The 21,926-nt window shown below is 45.7% G+C and carries 35 protein-coding genes; 31 read left to right on the top strand and 4 right to left on the bottom strand.

Features of this window, described 5'->3' with window-relative positions:
• Positions 1-264 (top strand): transposase (locus tag SK32_RS25440; RefSeq protein WP_143188226.1); only part of this gene is annotated, 264 nt, incomplete at its 5' end.
• A gap of 356 nt (positions 265-620) precedes the next feature.
• Here the strand turns inward: SK32_RS25440 and SK32_RS21905 are convergent.
• The gene (locus SK32_RS21905; protein ID WP_007372141.1) at positions 621-1,124 is read right to left on the bottom strand and encodes a hypothetical protein; all 504 of its coding nucleotides are present in this window, start codon (positions 1,122-1,124) and stop codon (positions 621-623) included.
• A gap of 253 nt (positions 1,125-1,377) precedes the next feature.
• On the opposite strand from SK32_RS21905, the gene umuD reads away from it, so the two are divergent.
• The 6 genes from umuD (at position 1,378) to SK32_RS21875 (ending at position 6,000) form a co-directional block, all read left to right on the top strand.
• Complete coding sequence (gene umuD, locus SK32_RS21900; RefSeq protein WP_008786793.1) at positions 1,378-1,794, top strand: translesion error-prone DNA polymerase V autoproteolytic subunit; 417 nt, start codon at positions 1,378-1,380, stop codon at positions 1,792-1,794.
• Complete coding sequence (umuC, locus tag SK32_RS21895; protein ID WP_009652912.1) at positions 1,794-3,059, top strand: translesion error-prone DNA polymerase V subunit UmuC; 1,266 nt, start codon at positions 1,794-1,796, stop codon at positions 3,057-3,059. The genes umuD and umuC overlap by 1 nt, the downstream gene beginning before the upstream one ends.
• A gap of 149 nt (positions 3,060-3,208) precedes the next feature.
• Entirely contained in the window at positions 3,209-4,099 is an 891-nt protein-coding gene (locus SK32_RS21890) for a DNA replication terminus site-binding protein (RefSeq protein WP_007372144.1), read from the top strand.
• Positions 4,100-4,411: 312 nt separating this feature from the next.
• The gene (locus SK32_RS21885; protein ID WP_127649377.1) at positions 4,412-4,792 is read left to right on the top strand and encodes a type I-E CRISPR-associated protein Cas6/Cse3/CasE; all 381 of its coding nucleotides are present in this window, start codon (positions 4,412-4,414) and stop codon (positions 4,790-4,792) included.
• Positions 4,793-5,080: 288 nt separating this feature from the next.
• Positions 5,081-5,338, top strand: coding sequence for a helix-turn-helix domain-containing protein (locus tag SK32_RS21880; protein WP_001333498.1), 258 nt, complete (start codon positions 5,081-5,083; stop codon positions 5,336-5,338).
• 170 nt (positions 5,339-5,508) lie between these two features.
• Entirely contained in the window at positions 5,509-6,000 is a 492-nt protein-coding gene (locus tag SK32_RS21875) for a GNAT family N-acetyltransferase (protein ID WP_000217395.1), read from the top strand.
• A gap of 85 nt (positions 6,001-6,085) precedes the next feature.
• Here the strand turns inward: SK32_RS21875 and SK32_RS26540 are convergent, their stop codons facing one another.
• Positions 6,086-6,769, bottom strand: coding sequence for a hypothetical protein (locus SK32_RS26540; RefSeq protein WP_008786796.1), 684 nt, complete (start codon positions 6,767-6,769; stop codon positions 6,086-6,088).
• A 356-nt stretch (positions 6,770-7,125) separates the two neighbouring features.
• Here SK32_RS26540 and SK32_RS21865 point away from each other — a divergent pair, with 356 nt between their 5' ends.
• The 5 genes from SK32_RS21865 (at position 7,126) to SK32_RS21845 (ending at position 9,629) form a co-directional block, all read left to right on the top strand.
• The gene (locus tag SK32_RS21865) at positions 7,126-7,527 is read left to right on the top strand and encodes a hypothetical protein (RefSeq protein WP_008786797.1); all 402 of its coding nucleotides are present in this window, start codon (positions 7,126-7,128) and stop codon (positions 7,525-7,527) included.
• 185 nt (positions 7,528-7,712) lie between these two features.
• Complete coding sequence (locus SK32_RS21860; RefSeq protein WP_007372147.1) at positions 7,713-8,003, top strand: hypothetical protein; 291 nt, start codon at positions 7,713-7,715, stop codon at positions 8,001-8,003.
• Positions 8,004-8,080: 77 nt separating this feature from the next.
• Positions 8,081-8,317, top strand: coding sequence for a hypothetical protein (locus tag SK32_RS21855; RefSeq protein WP_007372148.1), 237 nt, complete (start codon positions 8,081-8,083; stop codon positions 8,315-8,317).
• A 29-nt stretch (positions 8,318-8,346) separates the two neighbouring features.
• Positions 8,347-8,898, top strand: coding sequence for a LexA family transcriptional regulator (locus SK32_RS21850; RefSeq protein ID WP_007372149.1), 552 nt, complete (start codon positions 8,347-8,349; stop codon positions 8,896-8,898).
• Positions 8,899-9,224: 326 nt separating this feature from the next.
• Entirely contained in the window at positions 9,225-9,629 is a 405-nt protein-coding gene (locus tag SK32_RS21845; protein WP_008786799.1) for a hypothetical protein, read from the top strand.
• Between the two features lie 26 nt (positions 9,630-9,655).
• On the opposite strand, the gene SK32_RS21840 is transcribed toward SK32_RS21845, so the two are convergent.
• Positions 9,656-10,645 (bottom strand): hypothetical protein, encoded by a 990-nt coding sequence (locus tag SK32_RS21840; protein WP_007372150.1) that lies wholly within the window; start codon positions 10,643-10,645, stop codon positions 9,656-9,658.
• Positions 10,646-10,767: 122 nt separating this feature from the next.
• Between SK32_RS21840 and SK32_RS21835 the strand changes: the two genes are divergently transcribed.
• The 15 genes from SK32_RS21835 (at position 10,768) to SK32_RS26140 (ending at position 19,931) form a co-directional block, all read left to right on the top strand.
• A complete protein-coding gene (locus SK32_RS21835) occupies positions 10,768-11,091 on the top strand; it encodes a hypothetical protein (protein WP_020996132.1) in 324 nt (107 codons plus the stop codon).
• Positions 11,084-12,154, top strand: a complete 1,071-nt coding sequence (locus SK32_RS21830) for a phosphoadenosine phosphosulfate reductase domain-containing protein (RefSeq protein WP_007372151.1) — start codon at positions 11,084-11,086, stop codon at positions 12,152-12,154. The genes SK32_RS21835 and SK32_RS21830 overlap by 8 nt, the downstream gene beginning before the upstream one ends.
• A 109-nt stretch (positions 12,155-12,263) precedes the next feature.
• Positions 12,264-12,581 (top strand): hypothetical protein, encoded by a 318-nt coding sequence (locus SK32_RS21825; RefSeq protein ID WP_020996134.1) that lies wholly within the window; start codon positions 12,264-12,266, stop codon positions 12,579-12,581.
• A gap of 8 nt (positions 12,582-12,589) precedes the next feature.
• Positions 12,590-12,925 (top strand): PerC family transcriptional regulator, encoded by a 336-nt coding sequence (locus SK32_RS21820; RefSeq protein ID WP_008786801.1) that lies wholly within the window; start codon positions 12,590-12,592, stop codon positions 12,923-12,925.
• Between the two features lie 383 nt (positions 12,926-13,308).
• Positions 13,309-13,770, top strand: a complete 462-nt coding sequence (locus SK32_RS21815; RefSeq protein WP_009653863.1) for a hypothetical protein — start codon at positions 13,309-13,311, stop codon at positions 13,768-13,770.
• A gap of 90 nt (positions 13,771-13,860) precedes the next feature.
• Positions 13,861-14,262 (top strand): hypothetical protein, encoded by a 402-nt coding sequence (locus SK32_RS21810; RefSeq protein ID WP_020996135.1) that lies wholly within the window; start codon positions 13,861-13,863, stop codon positions 14,260-14,262.
• 199 nt (positions 14,263-14,461) lie between these two features.
• Positions 14,462-15,346, top strand: a complete 885-nt coding sequence (locus SK32_RS21805; protein ID WP_007372154.1) for a hypothetical protein — start codon at positions 14,462-14,464, stop codon at positions 15,344-15,346.
• A gap of 79 nt (positions 15,347-15,425) precedes the next feature.
• Entirely contained in the window at positions 15,426-15,953 is a 528-nt protein-coding gene (locus tag SK32_RS21800; RefSeq protein WP_007372155.1) for a hypothetical protein, read from the top strand.
• A 5-nt stretch (positions 15,954-15,958) separates the two neighbouring features.
• Positions 15,959-16,264: a hypothetical protein gene (locus tag SK32_RS21795; RefSeq protein WP_032941601.1), complete on the top strand. Its 306-nt coding sequence runs from the start codon at positions 15,959-15,961 to the stop codon at positions 16,262-16,264.
• Positions 16,265-16,276: 12 nt separating this feature from the next.
• Complete coding sequence (locus tag SK32_RS21790) at positions 16,277-16,729, top strand: hypothetical protein (protein WP_007372157.1); 453 nt, start codon at positions 16,277-16,279, stop codon at positions 16,727-16,729.
• 82 nt (positions 16,730-16,811) lie between these two features.
• The gene (locus tag SK32_RS21785; protein ID WP_007372158.1) at positions 16,812-17,342 is read left to right on the top strand and encodes a hypothetical protein; all 531 of its coding nucleotides are present in this window, start codon (positions 16,812-16,814) and stop codon (positions 17,340-17,342) included.
• Between the two features lie 322 nt (positions 17,343-17,664).
• A complete protein-coding gene (gene ssb / locus SK32_RS21780) occupies positions 17,665-18,222 on the top strand; it encodes a single-stranded DNA-binding protein (RefSeq protein ID WP_008786804.1) in 558 nt (185 codons plus the stop codon).
• A gap of 55 nt (positions 18,223-18,277) precedes the next feature.
• Complete coding sequence (locus SK32_RS26145) at positions 18,278-18,631, top strand: hypothetical protein (RefSeq protein WP_154050669.1); 354 nt, start codon at positions 18,278-18,280, stop codon at positions 18,629-18,631.
• Between the two features lie 277 nt (positions 18,632-18,908).
• Positions 18,909-19,589, top strand: coding sequence for a hypothetical protein (locus SK32_RS21770; RefSeq protein ID WP_007372161.1), 681 nt, complete (start codon positions 18,909-18,911; stop codon positions 19,587-19,589).
• 27 nt (positions 19,590-19,616) lie between these two features.
• Positions 19,617-19,931, top strand: coding sequence for a hypothetical protein (locus tag SK32_RS26140; protein ID WP_127649449.1), 315 nt, complete (start codon positions 19,617-19,619; stop codon positions 19,929-19,931).
• A 17-nt stretch (positions 19,932-19,948) separates the two neighbouring features.
• Here SK32_RS26140 and SK32_RS21765 read toward each other — a convergent pair whose 3' ends face one another.
• The gene (locus tag SK32_RS21765; RefSeq protein WP_127649446.1) at positions 19,949-20,296 is read right to left on the bottom strand and encodes a hypothetical protein; all 348 of its coding nucleotides are present in this window, start codon (positions 20,294-20,296) and stop codon (positions 19,949-19,951) included.
• A gap of 133 nt (positions 20,297-20,429) precedes the next feature.
• Here SK32_RS21765 and SK32_RS21760 point away from each other — a divergent pair, with 133 nt between their 5' ends.
• The 4 genes from SK32_RS21760 to SK32_RS21745 all read left to right on the top strand — a co-directional run bounded on the left by SK32_RS21760 (position 20,430) and on the right by SK32_RS21745 (position 21,879).
• The gene (locus SK32_RS21760; RefSeq protein ID WP_007372162.1) at positions 20,430-20,843 is read left to right on the top strand and encodes a hypothetical protein; all 414 of its coding nucleotides are present in this window, start codon (positions 20,430-20,432) and stop codon (positions 20,841-20,843) included.
• Positions 20,844-20,905: 62 nt separating this feature from the next.
• On the top strand, positions 20,906-21,232 hold the full coding sequence (locus SK32_RS26535; RefSeq protein ID WP_223227020.1) for a hypothetical protein: 327 nt from the start codon (positions 20,906-20,908) through the stop codon (positions 21,230-21,232).
• A complete protein-coding gene (locus SK32_RS21750; RefSeq protein ID WP_032951317.1) occupies positions 21,222-21,566 on the top strand; it encodes a hypothetical protein in 345 nt (114 codons plus the stop codon). Before SK32_RS26535 ends, SK32_RS21750 begins: the two co-directional genes overlap by 11 nt.
• A gap of 13 nt (positions 21,567-21,579) precedes the next feature.
• Positions 21,580-21,879, top strand: coding sequence for a hypothetical protein (locus SK32_RS21745; protein WP_009653866.1), 300 nt, complete (start codon positions 21,580-21,582; stop codon positions 21,877-21,879).
• The last annotated feature ends 47 nt before the right edge of the window (positions 21,880-21,926 follow it).

Genomic DNA, 21,926 nt, shown 5'->3' with positions numbered 1-21,926 from the left:
CAATACAGCAGCGGGGGAAAGTCGAAACTCGGCAGGATCACAAAAGCCGGTGATTCGTATCTGCGAACGCTTCTGGTTCAGGGGGCTCGTTCAGTGCTTATTGGCGCCGGGAAAAGGACTGACTCATTCAGCCGTTGGGTTTGTATGTTGGTTGAGCGCAGAGGGTACTGGCGGGCTGTTGTGGCCATCGCCGCCAAAAATGCGCGGCTGTGTTGGGCATCACTACATTACGGTGATGATTTCCGGCTGTACTCAGTCAACTAAAGCTCGAAGCTGTATAACCATCTGACCTGCAATTCGTTGATGATAAAGGGTTAGACCCCGTGAGGCCTATCTGGCTATTGTACAGGATATACGTATCCGCTTAACGAACAAGAACCTCACGCGCGTCTTTCATCAGGGCCCGAATCGATGACGATTCATCATGGCCGTTTATAGTACCGCAGTCTCTCCCCTTTATTTTTACTGAAGAGCAGACAGAAACCATAAATACCGGCTTTGACATGCCGGGGAAGTCCTTATAGTACAATAATTTTCGATATCCAAACTGACCCCAAGTAAGGACGGTCGCGCCTGTGGTGGTTTTATCTCCGTGGAGCGCCTGGCCCCGGCCATAATTGTTAGTTCGATACCCCATGAGTCACGCCTCCGGGTATTGCCAGAAAGTCGGGGGCTTCAGCCATACCTTTGCGCGATAACAGCACTAATCTGTCCTGCGGGGTCGAGACAATTTCATCCCCGTTATCCAGTACGCTGCCCACCAGCGCGAGCCCTTTCTCGAAGTGTGTAGCTTTCTGGCCAGCGCTTGAAACAATCCGTGCAGATGAACCATCGGTATAAGTGACTGCATCACCCTCCACTGCGATTTTGACCATTTGACCGTTGCCTAGATCCATAACCCTGGCGCTATCAACAGCGGTTACGACACCACCTCGCGCAGTCAGGCTTCCCTCGACCGCAACACGCCAGATTGCTGTTACCGGGTGTTGGCGATCCCTTTCAGCGTTCTGCTCAATAATTTGTCGAGCATCCACATCCATTGCGGCCAGATCAGCGTCAGAGAAAGGGGATTTGTCAAAGTCGGCCAGCATTTGTTGAGTTGCTTCATTTGTAAACTGCTTCATCGTTATTACTCCTTATAAAATGTACGGATAAATTCCGAATTGTATACGAAGTAAGCACGAGTAAATTCTGAAAATGAACTGAGGAATCATATGGTTGCAATTTGTTATGTGCAGTTACCCACTTCTGGACAAGTGATAAGAAAAACCTGAAGAGTGATAGCGGAAAATAACTTTCGGAAAAGGAGGTGCGAAAATTCCTGGCTCCTGTCTATAATACTGTATGAATATACAGCACCACGAAGAGCAGAGCATTATGAAACTTATCCCAGTGACACAACAATCACCAGGCCAATTCCCGTTGTTCGTTGAGCCTGTCAGCGCAGGTTTCCCTTCAGTCGCTTCCGATTATGTTGATGAATTTATTGATCTAAATACTCACCTCATCAAACATCCATCTGCAACCTACTTCTTACGAGTAACAGGTTCATCGATGGTAGAGGCACGTATTCACGAAGGCGATCTGGTCATCGTGGATAGCTCACTTGAGGCGAAAGAGGGGGATATTGTGATTGCGACCGTTGATGGTGATTTCACCATTAAGCGGTTGCAGCTAAGCCCGGCTCCCGCGCTACTGCCAATGAATAGCCGGATGTCACCGATCTATCTGAAAGAAGGCGAAGAACTGGCCATTTTTGGCGTGGTGACCTTCATCGTGTACAAGGCCTTGTGATGTTCTGCCTGGTGGATTGCAACTCATTTTACGCCTCCTGCGAGAGAGTCTTTCGGCCCGATCTGGTGAACAAGCCAATTGTATGCCTTTCGAACAATGATGGCATGGTCGTGGCACGTTCAGCGGAAGCTAAAAAATTAGGTATCCAGAATGGTGACGTGTACTTCCAGAAGAAAGCATTCTTTGAAGCTAACGGTGTACATGTTTTCAGTTCTAACTATGCCTTGTACGCGGAGATCTCCCGTAGGGTGTGTGAGACATTATTTAAATTCTCCAGTAATACTGAGGTCTACAGTATTGATGAAGTTTTCCTTTCGTTTGAAGGAATGCAGAAAAATTATAATTTTGATGACTATGGAAGAGAAATAAAGAAAACCGTATTAAAGAGCACCCATATACCCGTGGGGGTGGGCATATCGACAACTAAAACTTTGGCAAAACTAGCAAATAAAGCTGCAAAAACATGGACTAAAACAGGCGGAGTGGTTGATCTCAGCAGTCCAGAAAGACAACGTAAATTATTGCCATATATTGACGTAAGCGATGTCTGGGGGGTGGGCCGGAGATATGCCACCAGACTGAACAGCATGGGCATCAGGACTGCTCTCGATCTGGCCAATGCGCCAACATCGCTTATCCGTAACACATTTGGAGTCGTACTGGAGCGAACGCAGCGCGAATTGAATGGCGAGTCCTGCATAGCCCTGGAAGAGGTGAGGAAGGTTAAGCAGCAGATCATCAGCTCGCGTTCATTCGGCCAGAAAATAGAGCACTACGAAGCAATGCACCAGGCGGTGTGTGAGTATGCCGAACGTGCAGGCGAGAAGCTGCGCGAAGAGAAGCAATACTGTCGCTGCATAACGGTTTTTATTGGCACAAGTTACTATTCGAAAACGGCCCCTTACAGTGGCCAGCAGACAGTCAAGCTGGAAAACCCCACCGCCGATACCCGGGAAATCATTGCGGCTGCGGTCGCAGGGCTCCGGCATATCTGGCAGGAGGGATACCGATACCATAAAGCCGGAGTGATGCTATCTGACTTTTATGATAGCGCCACCAGCCAGCTCGATTTGTTTGGTGAGAACCGACTCTTTGCCAATGGTGAAGCGTTGATGGGCGTGATGGATAGAATTAACCGGTCAGGTCGGGGGAAATTATGGTTTGCGGGCCAGGGCATCGACAAAGACTGGACGATGCGGCGGGAGTTATTGTCACCATCCTATCTCACTAACATTAATGAAATCCCTCGCGTCAGGATTGGCTAATCAGCAGTGAAAACTTCATTCGTCATCGATAAAATTCGTCTGTAAACAAAACGAACTTGATATACTCGGTTTCGCTTGTTATGAGTATGTATGTACATACAGTCCTCCGTGCAGCGGAGGGAGTTTAGAGCCCTTTTTCGGGGATAGAAATGAATATCTCAACAACTTTCCAGACGCTGGAGAGCGAGATCACACAACTTCGTGGAGTGCTGGGTTCCCGGCTTCCGCTCAAGGCGAGTGTCTGCGTCCTGCCAGCCGTTGCTGATGGCGAAGAAGATATGGCCATCGAACACATCATGCCTGAGCTGAAACAGGGACACGATGCTGTCCATGCTGCCTGCGCGGCATACGCTGACCTGCATATCAGGGATGGCTATTCGCAGAAGTCCGCTCGGCGCACTACCGGCGTATTATGGTACGACAATACAGATGCGGAATTCTCTCAGCTGGTTACCCGTTTGGTGACATCCATCAACCAGCATAAAGAGAGCATTCAACGCCACATCATCGAAAACTACGGTGGTGATCGCCGACCGGAATACATGCGCTTCAACGCGCTGCATAGCGCCTGCCCTGGTGTCATGACCCTGCATCTCTATCGGCAGCTGCGTATGTTTGATAATGCTAACGTCAATCTGGTCAGTTTCGGCTGGAGGCAAAAGACGCTTTTTAGCAGGGTTAACAAAATCGAGTTGCTCCAGAAGATGGGCAAGGACATCGAGGAAGATGAAGATAAATCAGTCAGACTCAACTCGTTGATTAAGGCTATTGCGCGTGTACCGGAAGAAAAGCTTCGCTTACGCCGTCCGGTTAAAGTGCATCCAGCTGCAAACATCGCGATGGCTGATCCTGAACACCCCGACCAGATACTGCGTCTTTCTGCCGCTTCATCTATGCCGTTCATTATCATTCAGGATGAGCACGTGAAAATTCGGCCATTGCCAGAGTTCGTGGCCAATGAAGTAAAGCCGAGGAGTAACCGCCTCAAGACAGATGTGATCGGTATATTCCACGGCGAAAGTATCGAAATGATTCTCTGACCACACCGGCCAAAGGACTGGCCGTATTCCCCCCTCATAATTTCGTCACTCGCCGTCCATGCCATACCCTGAAACTAATATTGAAAATTCATTATGTTCAGCAAGGAATGTGGCGTGAAATACTTTGAATGTGCGCTCAGGTTCAGAATCGCCCCAGGTGACGTGTATGGGATCCACCAGCAACTGGATAAGGTAGTCCAGGAACGTTCTGGGTCGCGACTCCCATACACCTTCTACTCTCGCAAACAAAGTGCCTCCGACACCCAGGTTGTTCTGAGAACGGCTGTTGCACTCGGGCTCCCTGGCGAAGTCATGAAGGAAATCATGTTTGTGTCTGGCCAGAAAATTCGAATCTGCGGCTCGCTGGCCACTATTCGACGCGAGGAAGCTGGAGGCCGGAAAAGAGAGATTTGTCCACCTGCCCATGAACTCCCGGATTATATCCACTATCACCTGGAACGGGCCGGAGTGATCTGTGGACGGTTACGTATCGTTCGAAGCACCAAGTTCCATATTATTAAGCCCGGGAGCGTTGGCCGTACATCCCACAAGATCATTGTACCGATGAGCCAGTACGATGCTGAATGCGTGATTGAAGATGTCGGCGCACTTGAACAGGCATACGCTTTCGGGATCGGCAGAAAGCGGATATTCGGCTTTGGCTATATGAACAGCATCGAAGTGCTTTCCTGAACAGGCCATTAAGCATAGTTATTATCTGAATTTCAAACCGACTCGCAAACTTACGGCATTAACACTTCTGATACACCCTTTAAATGCTGTAAACTGTTGTAGCCCTTACTAAATCGTAAGAGTGGGGATTTGCAGCCCCGACTAATGACACGCCGTTCATGTACTTGAACGGTTCGCACTCGCTCGCCTGTTTTTTGTCAATGGTGGGTCGGGGCGTGGGAGCCTTACGGCTCGCCAGTCGTCATTAGCTGGTACTGCAAACCATGTTCCGATTCACCACCAAAGGAAATGGAGATGGAAAAACAGGACTGGCATAAGGCAGACATCATAGCTGCGCTACATAAGAAAGGTTTGTCACTTGCCTCACTGAGTAGGGCTAACGGTCTTTCAAGCAGCACTCTGGCAAATGCACTGACACGTGACTGGCCTAGAGGCGAGATCATCATCGCTAATGCAATTGGTGAAGAACCTCAAGAAATATGGCCAACCCGATATTTTGATAAGGCAGGAATGCCGATCAAGAGAATCATAAGAAAACCGGTTTAAATGAAAAAGGCTGGCATTTTTGCTGGCCTTATATACCTCCTGGCTCTGCTACTGAAACCACTAACACCGATCAAATGGTCATCAGCGAAATACCCCGTTCATTTCTATTGACCTCTTTACCTCCATGTAATCAAATTGATGGAATAATAACGGTTACGAGAGACAAACTGATGACGGTGTTATCTGCCCCTGAAATGCGCTTTGGAACCAAACAGGATGTTCCCTTTATCATAGCGGTGATTCGCGACGGTATGCGGGATGGGTATTTTAACTTTGATGATGATGACGGACTGTCTCAGTTCGAAAGTCAGATCTCAGAAGCCATTGCCAGGCGGGAACGGGGAGAGAATTGCGCCGATTTCTTGTTTGTCTTTGATGCTCAACATAATGGCGCAGCGATAGGTTTTGCCCTACTGACGGGCAAAAATGGTGCAAATGGACTTGCTTCACATCTGGAAATCAGGATGTTTGGTGTTACCAGGAGTCAAAGACAAAAAGGATTTGGGCGCTCCATGTTGCAAAGTATTCTGGATGCTACTCCCGGCCATAAAGTGGAGGCATCCTGTCTTCCTGCATCAGTTGTCATGGCCAGGATGCTGACTAATGCGGGTTTTCACGTCAAAGAGATAAGCCCGTTTGGAAAGCGTACTTTCAGACGCTAATGTAAAATTCAGATAAAAAAACCGGCTGACGAATTCAGTCGGTTTAGTAATCCTGCAAAAGGATGCTGGACAGCGACGGACGACTTCAGAGCTGTGGCAATGGCCCCTGGTTATCTTCAGTCGCAGCCTGGTCTTTATCCGGGGTGGCCGTTGCAGTCCGCGAGGCATCAAATGAGACCGTTGGGTCGCTGAGAGTCAGGATGCCAGTGTCTTCAACTTCTCGCGTTGTCAGCGTAAGCTCAGATTTACTGTCATCACACTTATTCGTTTTCTCCGCCAGTGCCTTGCACCAGATATAACGACCTCTCTGGGCATCAGAGACTGAAGGCTCTCCATATTTCTCGATCGCCGACTTCAGTAAGAGATCAGGGTTGCTGAATGAAAAGCGGATTTTGTAAGCCACCGGCTCAATGGGGTCAACTGCCGTATCGGGGATAAAATAGACCACCGTCTCCTGGTGAGCATCTCCCCAGAAAATACTATTCAATGAGTTGTTACTGTAGCGCTTTTGAATTTCTTCACCAGCAGACTGGCCAAGTTTGTCAGTGATAGCAGTGATCGCTTCAGAAGCTGTCATCCGCAGGCTTACCGGCCCTATAGAAAAAGACATAACATCAAAGCTATTCAGGGGGGTAATGGTGCTTTCTGGAGCGGTAGATGAATCGGGTACGTCATCACTGTACAGACTGTCATCCCCCGGAGAAGGCGTTACAGGTGCTGAATTTTGGATGTCAGGTGTGTAGCTGGGATCGGGAGCGTATAGGCCCATTGTATCATTCTGTACAGCAGAATATACCGAAGCGGTCGGCAGGACGGTAAGGAGCGCAAGGGCGCAGTATCCAAGGTATCTGGTCATATTCACCTCGTCAGTAGCAGTTGTCCTACTGTAACAGCGCGAGGTTTGAGAACATCATGGAAATGGGGTCAAAGCGGGGCGAAAAACAAGCCTGATTCACATGGCTTACGTAGCAGCATGGAGATCTCCTGAAGTCGGAGAAAATGAGTCAGATAACGCGAATATCGAAAATGGAACGAAGTACTTAATTACCTAACAGGAGGTACATGTTAACCTGACGAACATTGCTTACTGCCTATTTGTAGATTCAGGCTACAGGGAGAATCCAAGTGCCAAACTGCATACCCCTTAATCCGGTATTACCTAAAAACTTCGACGATACACCTAATGAAAAGCGCTCAAAGTCTCAGCTTGATGCCTGGTGGGATCATCCATATGGCATTACTTGCCCGGACGGGAAAATCACTGTTCGATGCCTGAATGGAGGAGCTTGGGATCGTTCGACAGTGCTGGGAGTAGCGGACAATTACGAAGAAGCCTGCGAGCTCGCAGAGCGCGAGCAATCAGCATGGGTCAAACGCCGTGCGGAGCCAATATTCTACTATAGCGGTGAAGCTCCATTCAGAGCGATAAGGGATGCACAACGTCCTGATCAGGAGCAGACCTTTGTCGCGTCTTTTGACACGCAAGATGAGCTAATCAGCTGGCTTAATAGTCAGAAAACCAGTTAATACCAAGTCTGGAAGTCTGCTTCTCAACAAACTTCCACATTTGATTATCAAGCTCCCCATAATTTGGGTTCAGTATAAACATTCCATTACGTTCTATTCCCCTCATTACATTCATCTATCCGTAAATTTCGTTAGCCAGCACATCGGGGTGATACTGATGTCAGGTAAACAAAACGGATGCAAAAATGCAGACATGTTCGGAAGTCCTGGCGGTTGAAATATTCAATCAAGTTGGACGTGAGGCAGCTATTGCTCAATATAACTTAATTTGTGAAATAGCCCAGCGACGTTACGAAGACAGCCTGGCCAAATATGGTTCCGTGCCAGCTGGTTTCACCGCGCTCAATTTCCTCCATCCGGCAGAACTTCAGGAGCGTTACATCCTGGGGTTGGGAATTCAGCTTTGTATCGATGAGCAGCATGAAGCCAGGGAACGGGTTTTAGCTCGCTGCCTGGCAAGAAAAAGGGCCGCATAAACAGGTGATAAAACAACTCAGCTATAGCTGAACACGCACTAATTGGCTATGTTAACAAAACGAACAAGGTGGCGATTATGTACAGTGAATCTATCGATCGTGCTATCAGTATCCTCAAGGACGCGGGCGAAAAAATCGGTATGGAACTGGGTAGTAATGTGACATCTCAGGAATCAGAACTGCTTGAGGATGCGCTGGTGGGCCTGACTAAAGTTAAAGGGCAACTCTGCGGTAATCACTCCTTAACTGATGTAAAAGCGGACGTCGTGCCTTTTAGTCTCAGTTCGACGAAGAACGTCGATAGCCCGCATTAATTAACAACCACCAACTGGACGGAAGGGATATGACTGAAGACAACGCCGGTAGTGTTTCTGGAAAAGCACAGAACGCCCCAAAAGCAAATGCCCACCTGGACAGGCTCTTTGATTTCATTGTGACAGAAATCAAAGAGCAGGGTGCAGCACCGTCTTACGAGCAGATCTGTTCTTCTCTGGGGTATTCAAAAGGGCTCGTTTCCCGGCGTATCCGGCAGTTGCATGACCAGGGACGAATCATTATCGATGGTGAAAGAAAGTCTATGACGCTGCGCGTAGCGAAAGGACAAGGTCATGATGACATTGCCGAACTCCCGGACATGACCAGTGACAGGAAAGCAATCATCACGTATGTCAAAAAATACATGAACAGAAATGGTGGCCGTGGGCCATCAGTTCACGCAATAGGGAAAGCGCTCGGCTTCTCGAATAACAAGGCGCGTAGACATGTGGACTATCTCGACGAAGTAGAGAGGGTACGTTACAGCCCTCATCTTAATGAAGTAATCGTTATCAATCAGGGTGATTACGTTAAAATTACCCAGGACAACGATGAACCACCGAGCCCGGCAGAAGGTTAGCCATGATTCGCATATGGAGAGAAGTTGTAAACGTAAAGGTTCAGGACGGGAGCCGTAACGGACGAATCTGGTTTCTTGAACTTTCGTGTGGCCATCATGCTGTCAGACGTATACCTCGATTACGTCTGCATAATCTGACGCAATTCGAACGACTTGAGCCACCAGCTAAATGTCACTGTGTATTGTGTGAAATAGATGCTATTGCAGGACAAAAATAGCAATAAACACAACATAAAAGCCCTCAATTTGTCCCCATTGTTTTTAGCCTGACAGCATTGGTACTGATAGCCTAATCATATTTAAACGCATAACCCTATGGTGGACATATGAAAAAAGCTGTTTTTGGCCTTTTAGCACTATTGCCCTTCATAACCAGCGCAGAATCGATCGATCCGAACGATTTCTATGCTCAGCAGCCTTCTCAAAACTACCAACAACCTGCTGCCAGCGAGCAACAGGACGATGCTGACAATTCCAGTGACCAGACAGCTGCGATCGTATTGAACCTGGAAAGTTACAAACCGCTGGGGAATTTTGTAGTCCCCCAGGGAGTAGAACGCCCATTCATTGGTCTTATTAACAGCAAAATTTTCATACTGTCTGAGCAACCAGATAAACGCTTGGCTGGCCTATGGATAGGTCGTAGTCAGGATGGTCGTGAAGCACTTTGTGGTTACCTGAACAACAGTATGCAGGTCAGAAAATGTTATTACATCTTATATCGTGAGTAAAAAATGGGGCCGTAGCCCCATTTATTTTAATGTTTGAATGAGGGTATAAAGGGTATTACTGGATTTGTTCCTAGCGAAGCTAATTCGTTAGGCGCAAGATAACGTCGCAGTTCAGTAATCAATATATCAACTGATTTATCCCAGCCATCTCTCACAATGTTTAGAATGTGCCGAGCTGGATAATGTGTTAGAAAAGGATGGTTGGGGCCAAATTTATTAAGGTGTTCAATAGTACCTATTGCATCGAGATAATCTGTAACAAGATGGTGTTCTGACTCAAAAATAGCGACAAATTTATAACCATCAGCAGCGTTTACCCACTGGCAAGTACAGTCATTAAGCTGAAATTGATTAGAACGTTTTTCCCCCTTGGGTTTAGGATTGACTCCAATACCAAAAGACAAATACAAACCTTTCCTTCCCCAGAAGGCCGGTCTCTTCAAGTCCTGACCATTGTTTCCTTCGACCTCTCCAAGAATGCCAAACAAAGTAGCTGATTCTTGGTTAGGATTCGTTCTCATACGGAAAAGAATGCATAGATCTGCAAACTTTAAGCTATTATAAACTGAATTATAAAAGACATTCTCATGGCCAAGTAGATAAGGATTATGCTCTACCGCAAAATTAGTGCCACTTCTAAAGTCACGGCAGCTAATGAATACACCAAACTGGCTCATATTAGCGAGGATATCGACATTGCGATAATCAGACAAATTAATAAGTATAGTATTTAAGACTTCTCTACCTTCATAACTCATCAGATAGTGGCAGAGCAAATTTTGTAGACCGAAGTTTCTGAACTGATCTTTAATTAAAGAAAAATATCCTTCACCAGCTAATGAAACTAGGTTTCTCATTGTTGGTGTATGTTTCCCCATGAGAGGGGAATTAAAACGTACCTTCATCCGGTTATTATCATAAAGGGTTTCAATAATTGAGCAAAAGTGCATCGCCCAATACGCGTTGTTATCACCAATTAAACCGGGTTTCACTACAGTAGTTTTAGAAAAATCCATTCTGTCTCCAAAGCAGTAATCAGTCACTCATAACACGATATTTGCAGTGAAAGTTATATCTGTAAGCAAATTTCGTCAGCTGTTAGCGTCGTATTAGGCTTAGTAAAAAGCCGGAGGTAGATATGCCTAAAGACGATGTTGCAACAATCATAATCCAGAATGGGTTGACGCATAAAGTAAATGTGATCTGCAAATTCAGCGCACAAATCGACAATCAAATGTTCTCATTCATCATCCATCGCACATTAAGCGTATGTCGATATGCGCTTGTCTGTAAGGCAACAGGCCAAAGAATTGCAGTTCTTGATACCAGTCGAGTAAAGGCACTTGGTATGGAAGCAGCAGGTAAACTAGCGCTATCAGATCTGGCCTCATCATTAGGCGAGACTAGACTTGCTGCGATTCTGACAAATTCACTTCAGAGCAGGAGCGCGGCAAGTGAGTGATTTAATCGACGATAACTTTATTATTCCTGCACTGAGTAGCATAGCAGGCATCACCACGCCACTATCAGGACAAACGTACAGGAACGCTCCAGATATCGACATATCTTGCTATGACGTGATAATCATTTGCCTTAGCGGCGGAAAAGACTCCATAGCCTGCCTTCTCCACTTAATTGACATCGGGGTCGATCTGTCCAGGGTGGAACTCTGGCATCACGATGTTGATGGCCGCGAGGGAAGTACTTTAATGGACTGGCCATTTATGGCCGACTACAACCGCAAAATAGCTTCAACATTTCAGATACCGTTGATGTTCTCCTGGCTTCAGGGAGGAATGGAAGGTGAGATGCTGAAAGAGAATGGCTACAGTCGCCCGCAATGTATCGAAACCCCAGATGGATTAATAATCGCGGAACGTGATATCCAGCGAAGCACTCCCGCCACGCGACTTCGGTTCCCTCAGCAATCACCAAGCCTTAAAACACGTTGGTGCTCATCAGCACTAAAAATTGATGTTGGTCGGCGAGCACTCACAAATCAGAGACGCTTTGACGGAAAAAAGGTGCTTTTTATTACGGGGGAAAGGAGAGCGGAAAGCTCTAATAGATTCAATTACTTACAACTGGAGCCACATACCAGCAGTTGCAAAAAAAGACAAGTTGATGCCTGGAGGCCAGTACTTGAATGGTCTGAAGAACAAGTCTGGGAGATTTTAGCAAAACATCGTGTTACAGCCCCAGTACCGTATCGTCTTGGATGGGGTCGCAGTTCATGCTTAACGTGTATATACAACAGTGCTCGCATATGGGCAACCATCAAACATTATTTCCCCGAGCGTATTCACGCAATGGCCAACTATGAAAACCGCTTTGGGGTCACTATCAGTCGTAAACGAATAAATGTTCTGGATCTAAGCCAGAATATTTCTCCTATTAATATCACGGATGAGGAAGCGCTGCTGCAAGCGGTAAATCCGGTCTATACATTGCCCGTCATTAACATGTCAAAAGAATGGGTGCTACCTGGTGGGGCGTACAACCGGGAGAAATGCGGGTCAGACTAATTAGCCATCAGCGATTTATAGCTGAGATTTCGTCACCTGAATATTACGTGGAAAATAGATATCAAATAGCAACATTGATACAGGCTTAACCGCCTCTGAAGGAAATATTATGACGATGGTAACGGCCAGAAATTGTACTGAAACACGGTTCAACCAGTTATGGGATGCTCTGCATGAAAAAAGCAGTGCGGAAAACGAATCCTTGTTTCAGCAAGAATTGCATCGCTGCCGCAGTAAACGTCAGCGAAGTAAACTGGCCGGGCGATTCGCCGGTGCCTGGCAAACCTTATTCGATGCCTTCTGTGAAGGTCGGGTCTTCTGCTCACTTCTGGACTCGGTTATCCACCAGGAGAGTATCAGCGAATGGCAGGTTGAAGAGTTAATCTCATTCACTTCTGCCCAGATGTCGACTCTATACAAAGGGTAGAGGTAGATATGGGACAAAGAAAATGTGCAGCAGCGTTCCTGCTCGCTGAAGAAATGTACCAGATACCAGCGACCAAATCGGTGATACTTGCCCGGGACCTGGAAGAAAGAGGGTTGTATCTCCGCGCTGCCAGGCAATGGGGAGAGGTCATGTTTGAACATACCCAGTGTACTGAGTACATTGTTGAACAACGGGAACGTTGCATTCGGTTATCCAATTCTCGCCATGAAGACCGTATCAGACAGCATGAGCAGGCAAGTGATCTTCAATATATTCACAAGCATATTAATGATGTATACACACGGATGGGACTAAAAGACGATGGTGTCTTTAATACCGCCTGATTTGTCGACCTTTTCCGTTCATTAAAAAATGAAACTGAGGAGAATGAGCGCACTCTTGACTGATTTTGACGGAGGATTACGTAAGTGGTTAAACAAAGTTTATTTGACCTTATAGGAGCTACCACGGGCCCAGAGCGAGATCTGTTGATCGTAAGCCTTCAGTCTCTACATCGTGAACGAGTAAGCTCATACAATGCATTGTGTACAGCCTGCTCAATCTCTGGAGATAAAGTCCCGCCAATGTCTTTATTCGGCATAGACGAGGTTACTGATGCACTACGCCGGTTAGGTGCATTACCGATCAGATAGTTCTTCAAGTAGTCAGGGTGAACAGGTTTGAATTGATACAAACGGCCTATGCTGAAGAGGAACAGAGATAACTGATGAAAACAAACGAAAACCTGCTGAACAGCATTGGAAAAAGTATTCGAATGTGGCGAGATAACTGCTTCCCTCCATTTCAGCGAGCGTATGGAACATGGTTATTGGTTCTGGTTTCGGTTAATGCCGGGATATGGTTTTACATAACCTCTGACTGGTCTGTACAGTTCGTCGGCAATATAGCAGGGCTCTTGGTTTTCCCAATGCTGGGTCGAAAGGTTTTTACAAAACGCGCCAGATCTTGGCAAGAAGAACTGGATATTAAGCTGGCAAAATACAAACCGCATAACATAGCTGCATGGAGGGAGTTGCAGGCTTATGCCTTGGAATCCAATACGCTATCTTCACAAATTGTTGAACGGTGGTATTTCAAAGAGCGGGAATTTATCAAGACGGCCCAAAAAGGGAAGCCGGGTAGTTCTGAACTCAAATTTCTCAAGAATAATACTGGATCAAAGCCTTAAGGAATCTGAGAGCCGGTGCGTAATGCAGAACCCACAGCCGAAGGGTTTTGGGAGTTAAACTGATACAGCTTTTACCGTGAGGTGGGATTTATGTCGAATGTCTTGCAGAAAGAAAACATCATCATGTCTCTGCCTCATCGTGACTGGAGTTGTGAAGTCATCGAGTGCCGATTAAAAGTGTGCCCCGTACCTGACGAACTCGACAGGGGGAATAACATCTTTTTCATCGTGGAAGACCTTTACCAGCTACGCGAGAACAGTGAATCACTTAACGTGCTTGGACAAATTCTGGCGAAACGTTTCCCACACATACCACCAAAAAGAATGCACCTTGTGCTGCACCGACGTGATGTGCAGAAAGCTCATGGAGTAGCCATCCACCTCTACCGCTTCATGCGTAGCGAGAAAGAAAATAACCGTAGTATTTTCATTGGTCGTAACCCTACTGAAGTTTCCCAGAAGACGGCATACGCCTCGATGTGCATTTTCTGACCACCAGCTGTTGAATCGTCACAATAGCCGACATAGTCGGCTATTTTTTTACGCTAAGAAAAACCATTTATGCCCACAAATTGCGGTTGAAAAAGCTATTTATTTTTGGGTGCAAAACGTCCTCATTCTCACTGTAACAATAAATTTCAACATGTGATTATAGTGAGAGTCGAAGCTGAAACATGAATGGTGGCTACATATGCATGATCTCCAGAATTCGTTAACTAGCAAAAATACCAACATTATCCGTGCTGAATTTGAAAATATGCTTTCTGCGCGTGGAACATCTATCGTGCGTTTTGATACCAACGCAGGGGCGAACAGCGGCGAGTATATAGGAAAAGGAATTCAACGTGAGTGGGTTGGGTATTTGCTAAACCATACGAGTTCTGGCCATACGGTCAAGGCATTTGAACCGGTGTATTCTATTCCTTTAAAAATCAGGCCAGACCTTCAATCCAGAAATATTGCAGACCACCAGACTAAAGTAAAAAAGTTATTTGAAAGTTATGATGAAGCGTATCTTACAGCCGCTATAGACTCAGAAGAGTATTGCAAGCCATTCTGGGTTTATCAGAATGCAGATGACGGTCATTACTCGATCAGTACTCGCGGTTTCAAAAATGCAAATGCACCTGCAAGCATTCCGAGCGATAATCGCATTGATATCGCTCAGATGAAAATGGGATATCCCATGCTCGATTATTGCCATAACATTATACCGTCCTCAGTCGTGCGATTAGGATTTAATGGGCGAGTGTTTACGCAAGGTAAGTATTATTACACCAATGAAGAGGTTTTCAGTTGGTTGTCCCGGAACCCGGATAGCGCAGTTTTCATTACGTTCCCAAAAGTTAACCAGACTGATAGATCTGAATTGATGTCAATTATGAAACGAGAATTCCTGAATTCGTGGGGTTTATTCTCATATTATCGCTGGCTGGGACGCAGCACCGCATTACTGGCATTGAGCCCGGTCAGTTCTAATGCTTCTGTTAAGTTAAGAAGTAGCAATGCACACTTCTTCAAAAATGCAATGCTGGCTGTTAACACGATCATTCCTAAAGGTAACGGAATTTCGTAATCGGAATAGTTACCGTTAGAGTGATTTAAAGATCGATTCATTCTGGAAATTGAACGAAGAAAATTTAATGGGAGTAACTATGACTGCACTACGCCGTATCTCAACAGAACCAAGCTGGACTCCAGTTGGCATCCGGGGCGAAGGGTTACCGACTAAAGCAGGTGTATACCGTTTTATTGTTCCCCGGGAAGCCGATAGCTCAGAACATATTGAGTTTCTGGCGTTAGTGCGCTGGCGTAAACACGGTGTTCATCAACTGTTATTTCCCACCTTTGAATACATCGTATGCGACGAGAATATCGTGCTCCCAGAAGGCACATGCTGGCGTGAACGCGAACCGTGGGATCCAGATACGCTGGGGGAAACCGAGTTCATCATCGTTCCTGAAATGAGCGCGGGTGCTCAACGCTGTCCGTTCTGCAAAGAAGTTCCGCGCATCGTTGGTGATAAATACAACTTTGAGTATAAGGAAAACTACATCACGAAAATGCCTCACCGGTTTAACCGCCTGTGGTTCAGCTGCTGTAAATGGGTTGCTCCTGTGCCCACTTCTGGGATTCAGTCACTGATTACGGCCTGGAACAAAATGCTCGGGTCATCCCGGTAGGAGTAATGATGAAATGTGCGTACCTACGAAAGTTTCTGATCATTGCTTTCATAACCGGCATTAGCGGATGCCAGAGTCTCGGAATAGGGTTAAGCCTGGATGAGCGCTACCAGAAGGCTTATCAGAAAGTACTGGCTGACCCTAATGACGATAACATTAAGACTTTCATGAAACTCAGCCAGGAAAAAGGCGAAAGAGACATGCAAGAGGCAAATTCGAAAGCCGCAGCCGACACTCGTGAAAGCGATAAGGGGTTTACTGAGTATTTTAAATCATATGGCAACGATGGATTTAAGCGGGCCAGACAATAAGAAAGAGGTTATATGTCATTACAGCAATCGCATGAAAATCTGGAGTTCCTGAAGGGGGCGGTCTGGTGCGCCGCAAAACTCGTTCAGGAAATTGGCGATTCAAAAGGTGCAGCTATTCTTATCACAAACTTGCCGGTTGGAATTTTCCCTCAATGTAGCGAAAGGGATTTATTTGTTCTGAGGCAATATGTCAGGAAAGATCTGCCACTTGGTATTGATGCCGAATATAGCGATATCAGGCCGGTCTTAATTGATTATCTGGGAGAGCCAGTAGACCTTCCTGAGTGTGAACTGGATAATTATGAACCGGCTCCTGGTGAAATGCTCCGCTGGGGAGTAACTGGAGATCTCAGTTCCGGGACACGATGTGTGCTGGTGGATAATCTTGCTTATCTCGCTGAAGCAATTGGTATCAGCAACGCACTAAGGCAACAGGCCGCAGAGTCAATCCAGCGCACCCTGTGATTAGTGAGTCGCCCCGAATTTCGTAAGCAGCATAAATGCCCTTAATCTTTATCCTACATATTTCAGGTTGTTGGGGTTTACCATGTACAAAGACCATTTTCCACAAGCGTGTCCTTCATCGATAAAAGAGGGCCAGTCATGCTGGCGGGTATTTATTGATATGGACGTAGACAACCCGTCGAAAATAAAAACCAGCGTCGAATTAATAGAAGTTGGCGTAAAAACAATTCGAATGAAAAAGAATGCGGCAGAAGGCAGTGAAAAAACTGTTTTTCTTGTGGATAAAATCCCTGGAATCACATTTATCAAAATTCGGCCTAGCGACAAAAAGCCAAGCGTCTGGAATACAAGCATCAGCAGTTTCTATAAACATGACGTGGAAATCGGGAAAACATTCCCCGTTGGTATCAGAACGACTAAAAGCGCTGCGTTTCGTACAGCAACAAAAAAAGTTGAACAGAGTATGCAAGAATACACTGATACTATAGCTAAGCTTGAAAACGACTATGTTAAGAATGAGACGGAGATTGCTGAGTACAAAAATGAACTCGCTGCTTACCAAACAATACTCCAAACCCTAAAACGTATGGCAAAAAGGCATCTCAAGCAATAATACATTTCGTCTCTTTTCAGGTAAACAAAATGGAAACACAATGTATTTTCATTGCAGGTTTCAAAAATTGTTTCACTCTGGGCCATACATGTTTAGTATGGGGACATAACAAAGAGAACGCTGGCGAGTACGCTGGCATAAAGATCACCTTTCCCGGCCTGGCCGGGATTTTTTTTGTCTGATGTGCCGTCCTTCTCACCACAAACTTAATATCCTGACTATTTTTATGGATGTGCAGTGCAATTATTTAACGAATTACCATTCGTCACCAGACCGGACAGGCTGATAATAATGTCATCCGATACAGAGCTGGGGAGGGTGTATGACTAATCGTGGCTATAGCAAAGTAATTATCGAAGGTACTGTAGGCCGTGAGCCTGAAATCCGACAACACCCTACCCACGGCATCTACGCAAAGATTTATGTAACAACATCTGAGTCCTCAATGGAGGATAAATCTGGTCTGGAGAAAATTACGGAAGAACACTATCAGATCATTTTGCTTGGTCAATTTGCTGATGTGGCCCGCAATCATCTTCATGTCGGGACAGGAGTGTACCTGGAGGCCCAATTGCGTACCCGCCTAATCAAGGAGGATGGTAAAGAACGCTTCTTTATGGACGTACTTGTCAACCCCGTGAAGGGGCATGTTCTTCGCAAAGTCAATGTAGGCGGTAATAAACTGGTGAGTCGTCACCTCCAGCAGAACCGTGGGCAGGATCACCGGCAGAATACCAGTTATAGCCGCAGGCCACAAAACACGAACGCGAGGCCAGCAACACCACGCAACTCGCCCCCAACAATGGAAAATTATTATTTGGGAAATCAGGATGAAGTTCCAGGAAGCACTGGTGCTTATGGAACTGAGATAGCCTTTTAATGATTAGCAGCATATCTGTTTTAATTTGTATCATAACTAATGGGGAATTATTGCCGTGAATGAATTCAATAACGCACTCCAGACGATACTGGAAAATGGGTCTATGTCATATGGCCAGGCTGCTATTTATGCCGGTGGTGCAATTTGCGTTGCGGCCCTTTTTTCGGCGATACTCAGAAGTGGACTACTGGTAATTTTGGGAATTGTCTCAGGCTTTTATCTGTTCAGTCTCAACACTCCAGACAGTACACTGGCGTATACTGCTGCTGCCTCAGACCGTCTCATCGAGCAGGTTAAAGCTGTCGGTGGATGCGCCACTAGACACATTGAGGATGCGCAAACTCTGGGTATCATCATAAAAAATGGCGATGTTATCGAGATAGCAAAGCAGTGCGGTATTATAAAATAATAACCGTAGCATATTATGATTGATGAATGCCTGAATGGTAATCTGCTCGCGGATTACCATTATTTTTTGAGATGTCTTATAGAACTTATCTAAAATTACATACGACTGTCATGACAGTATAAGGTCTTTATGAAAAACGTCGTCAAAACTTTACTACCCTCAGTGAACACTGGTGATCAAGACGAAAGCGTAAAATCGGATACGCTGACTGGCACTACTAAACCCTGCGACCACGGACTGGTTCATAATCATCTTTTAGGGCAGGAGGCCTGTTACTATGCCAAACACTAACGACTCGCTGACAGGACTCAACGTCGAGCTCGTTGGTGCATCGAAACAAGAGTTTACTCTCCTCACTGAAAACCATCTGATGCGCCGCATCATAGTGGCTTTATCTGAGTTAATGCGTAACGCGGAAGGCGTGATGATTGATTCTCATGTTTACCCGTGGGATCAAGTTCTCCCTGCTGCGATGGACATTCCATCATCCAACGCTTCTGATGAAGAGATACAGAACTGGATGATCAGTGCCTGTAAGGAGTGGCAGTGCGAATACAATCGCCGGGTTCAGTCGTTTACCGCATCAGAAGTAAAAAGCAAAAGCGACACCGAGAACGATAACCTATTCCTGCTGAATATCACCAACCTAGCCCATATGCTGATTGACCGGTTACTGCCGTTTGTCAGTATCGAGGAGATTAATCATGAGGATCCAGATTTACTCCCCCAAGTTATTGATATCGTGAATTATATGGTTGGTGTTATAAATGGTACAACCAGCACACAACAAGTCAGACAAGAATTGTTTACTGCCGGTGCTGATGACGCAGTATTTGCACTCAAACTAAAGCACAAAGAGCTAACCAGCCGGGGTGAAGATGCTGGATGGCTTGAAGAGGCAATGAAGATAATCGAAGAAAACAAACGCCAATCCATCGACTTTATGCAGCGCAGCTAATCGTTCCCATAATAAAAGGGTAATGCTATGAGTAAACATCTGTACTGTATTAAGGGTGTTTTAAAACCCAGGAAATTTTCTGTAAGTCTGATAAGAAATAAACTTAGCTCATTTGGTTTAAGGGGAAGTACTCTTCGTAGCGAAACCGCTCGCATTCTTGCCGGGCCAATAGATGGTATTAAGGGTACGTATCCCTTCGGCTGGTCAGAAGAACATTTTGACCGCAGGATGAAACGCATATTCATTCGCGCCGGTAATGCTTCCAGACTTTCTGATAATCGTCCATTTGCATTAAAACGACGCAGCGCTTTAACTATCAGTAAAAAGTATCTTTCTGTGTAACCACCAGCAGACGAGTTTTACTCGTCTGCCTGGCCCCATGCCTCTAATCTTCGCACCCGAAATGAAGTTGCCTGGAGTTCTCCTGATGAAGTTAACTCAAATGAAACTGTAAGATCGTTTTTGTTCCGGTACTTCCATACATAGCCATTTTGCTGCAATGTTTTGAGTGACTTACGTAGGTTGGGCTCAGCTACATCCTGGCTGTCTGGAACAGAGTTAATAAACCCCAGCAACCTGGTGAATGGCACTATCGCAGTGCCTTTTTCTTTGCACAAAAGAAGAAGTACCAACGCATCCTTCTGAATACGGGAAAAGCGCTCCAGGCGATGTTCAGTACCATCTCCCTGCATATTGGCATTGTTCATAATCAACCTAATCATATGGGATATGATTAAGGTTAAAAAACACCCCCCGTTTTGTCACCCTTTTTTTTTCTTACTCACCACTTAAAGCAGTAAGCTCAGTTCGATAAATCTGAATTAAATAAGGCGAGGTTATATGAAAACGAAATTATTGCTGGCGCTAATTGCGGGATCGACTTTCTGCATCAATATTGCTGAAGCCAATATTCCTCTTAGAGCAGATGGAAGTCCAGCAGCGGGGCAGACACCAACTCAGTTCATTCAGCTTAAAAATGAATGTCCTGAATGCGTCATGGTCGCAACTGATGTAGTAAAGATGCGTAGCGATAGCTGTAAACAGCAGGCATCCATCGATTCTACAATCCTACAGGATCCTGTTTACGCATATCTCAACAGTATCCGTCTGGTAGTTGCCGGGAATGGTGGTTATGCAAGTCCAATCTATACATCCGCCCGTCAGGTCGTAGCGTCAAACATCAATTGCAGTGATGCAAACGACTGGGTAGCGAGAAGTAAAACGGTAATGGATAACACCTTCAAAACGCCGTAAACAATCCCTGAATATTTCGTTGCAGTAATGCTATCCCGTAGTATGACGTTAAAGGCGGAGCTTTGAATCGGGAAAAAATAACTACTGCACTTAGAGGTATTTATATGGGTCGTCACTTTACTGGTCTGATTGATAGTTCGCAGCAAAATTTTACAATGCCAATCCGTCCGTATGGACGGAGCCGCATGGCTGCAAAATTAAAAGGAATCTCCCGATTGAAAAAATCTGAAAAGCATGACGATGAATATCCTGATGAACTCTGGAAATTTATGAGTCCTTCAGAGAAAGCTAAATTTCTGGTCGCGGATGTATTTTCACGCAGTAGTAAAGACTCTTCCGCCATTCAACCGGGAGAACATAAGCAAAAGGAGCATGATAATGAGCACTGATAATTTACTAGCAGAACTCACTTCAAAAACAGGCCTGACAGAAACGGAACTTAATCGGCAGGCATTGATTATCGGTTTGATGGCATTGTGCCACCCGGATGCTATTGCCGGTGATTTGGTGAGCGCGGCACTTACGGGGTCATACTCAGATAGTACTGATAAACTACTTACCCGTGGTGATAACGCATCAGACAGTGTGTTGATGTCCATGCGTATCTTACTTCACCGGTTGAGTAAGTATGAAGGGTCTGATGGCAAAGTAGGTCAGATCAATAAAATGATGCACCGACTCGGCTACTTTAAGGCATCCGATGTGTTACGCGAGGCTCAATAAAGAGGCTCAATTTATGTTCACCATGACGAATTTCGCGTCCAATATTCTTGACATGGTTTTTCTATCAGAAATGGAAGGGGAACTCATTTATATAAAAGCGCTTAGCGGCGTTACTGGTTACGTTCCTCAGATCCATCTTTTCCGCCTCCAGCTTATCGCATTTGATATAGGTTGGTACTACGAGTACAGATTGAATTCAGGCAACCTCATTATAAAGGAAATTGTTGAGGCCATCACATCTCTTGGATGTGCTTTAAATGAATACCAATGGCAGTTCGCGTTTGAATTAGGTTATCGCCGTCACCACAAATAAACTTCATTTTTTCATAATTTGCTATTCGTCACTTGATTGACCGGGGG

The organism is Citrobacter sp. MGH100 (genome assembly GCF_001034465.1).
Lineage (GTDB): Bacteria > Pseudomonadota > Gammaproteobacteria > Enterobacterales > Enterobacteriaceae > Citrobacter > Citrobacter youngae.
The sequence above is the reverse complement of the archived record's forward strand: the minus strand, read 5'-3'. Positions and strand labels throughout refer to the sequence as shown.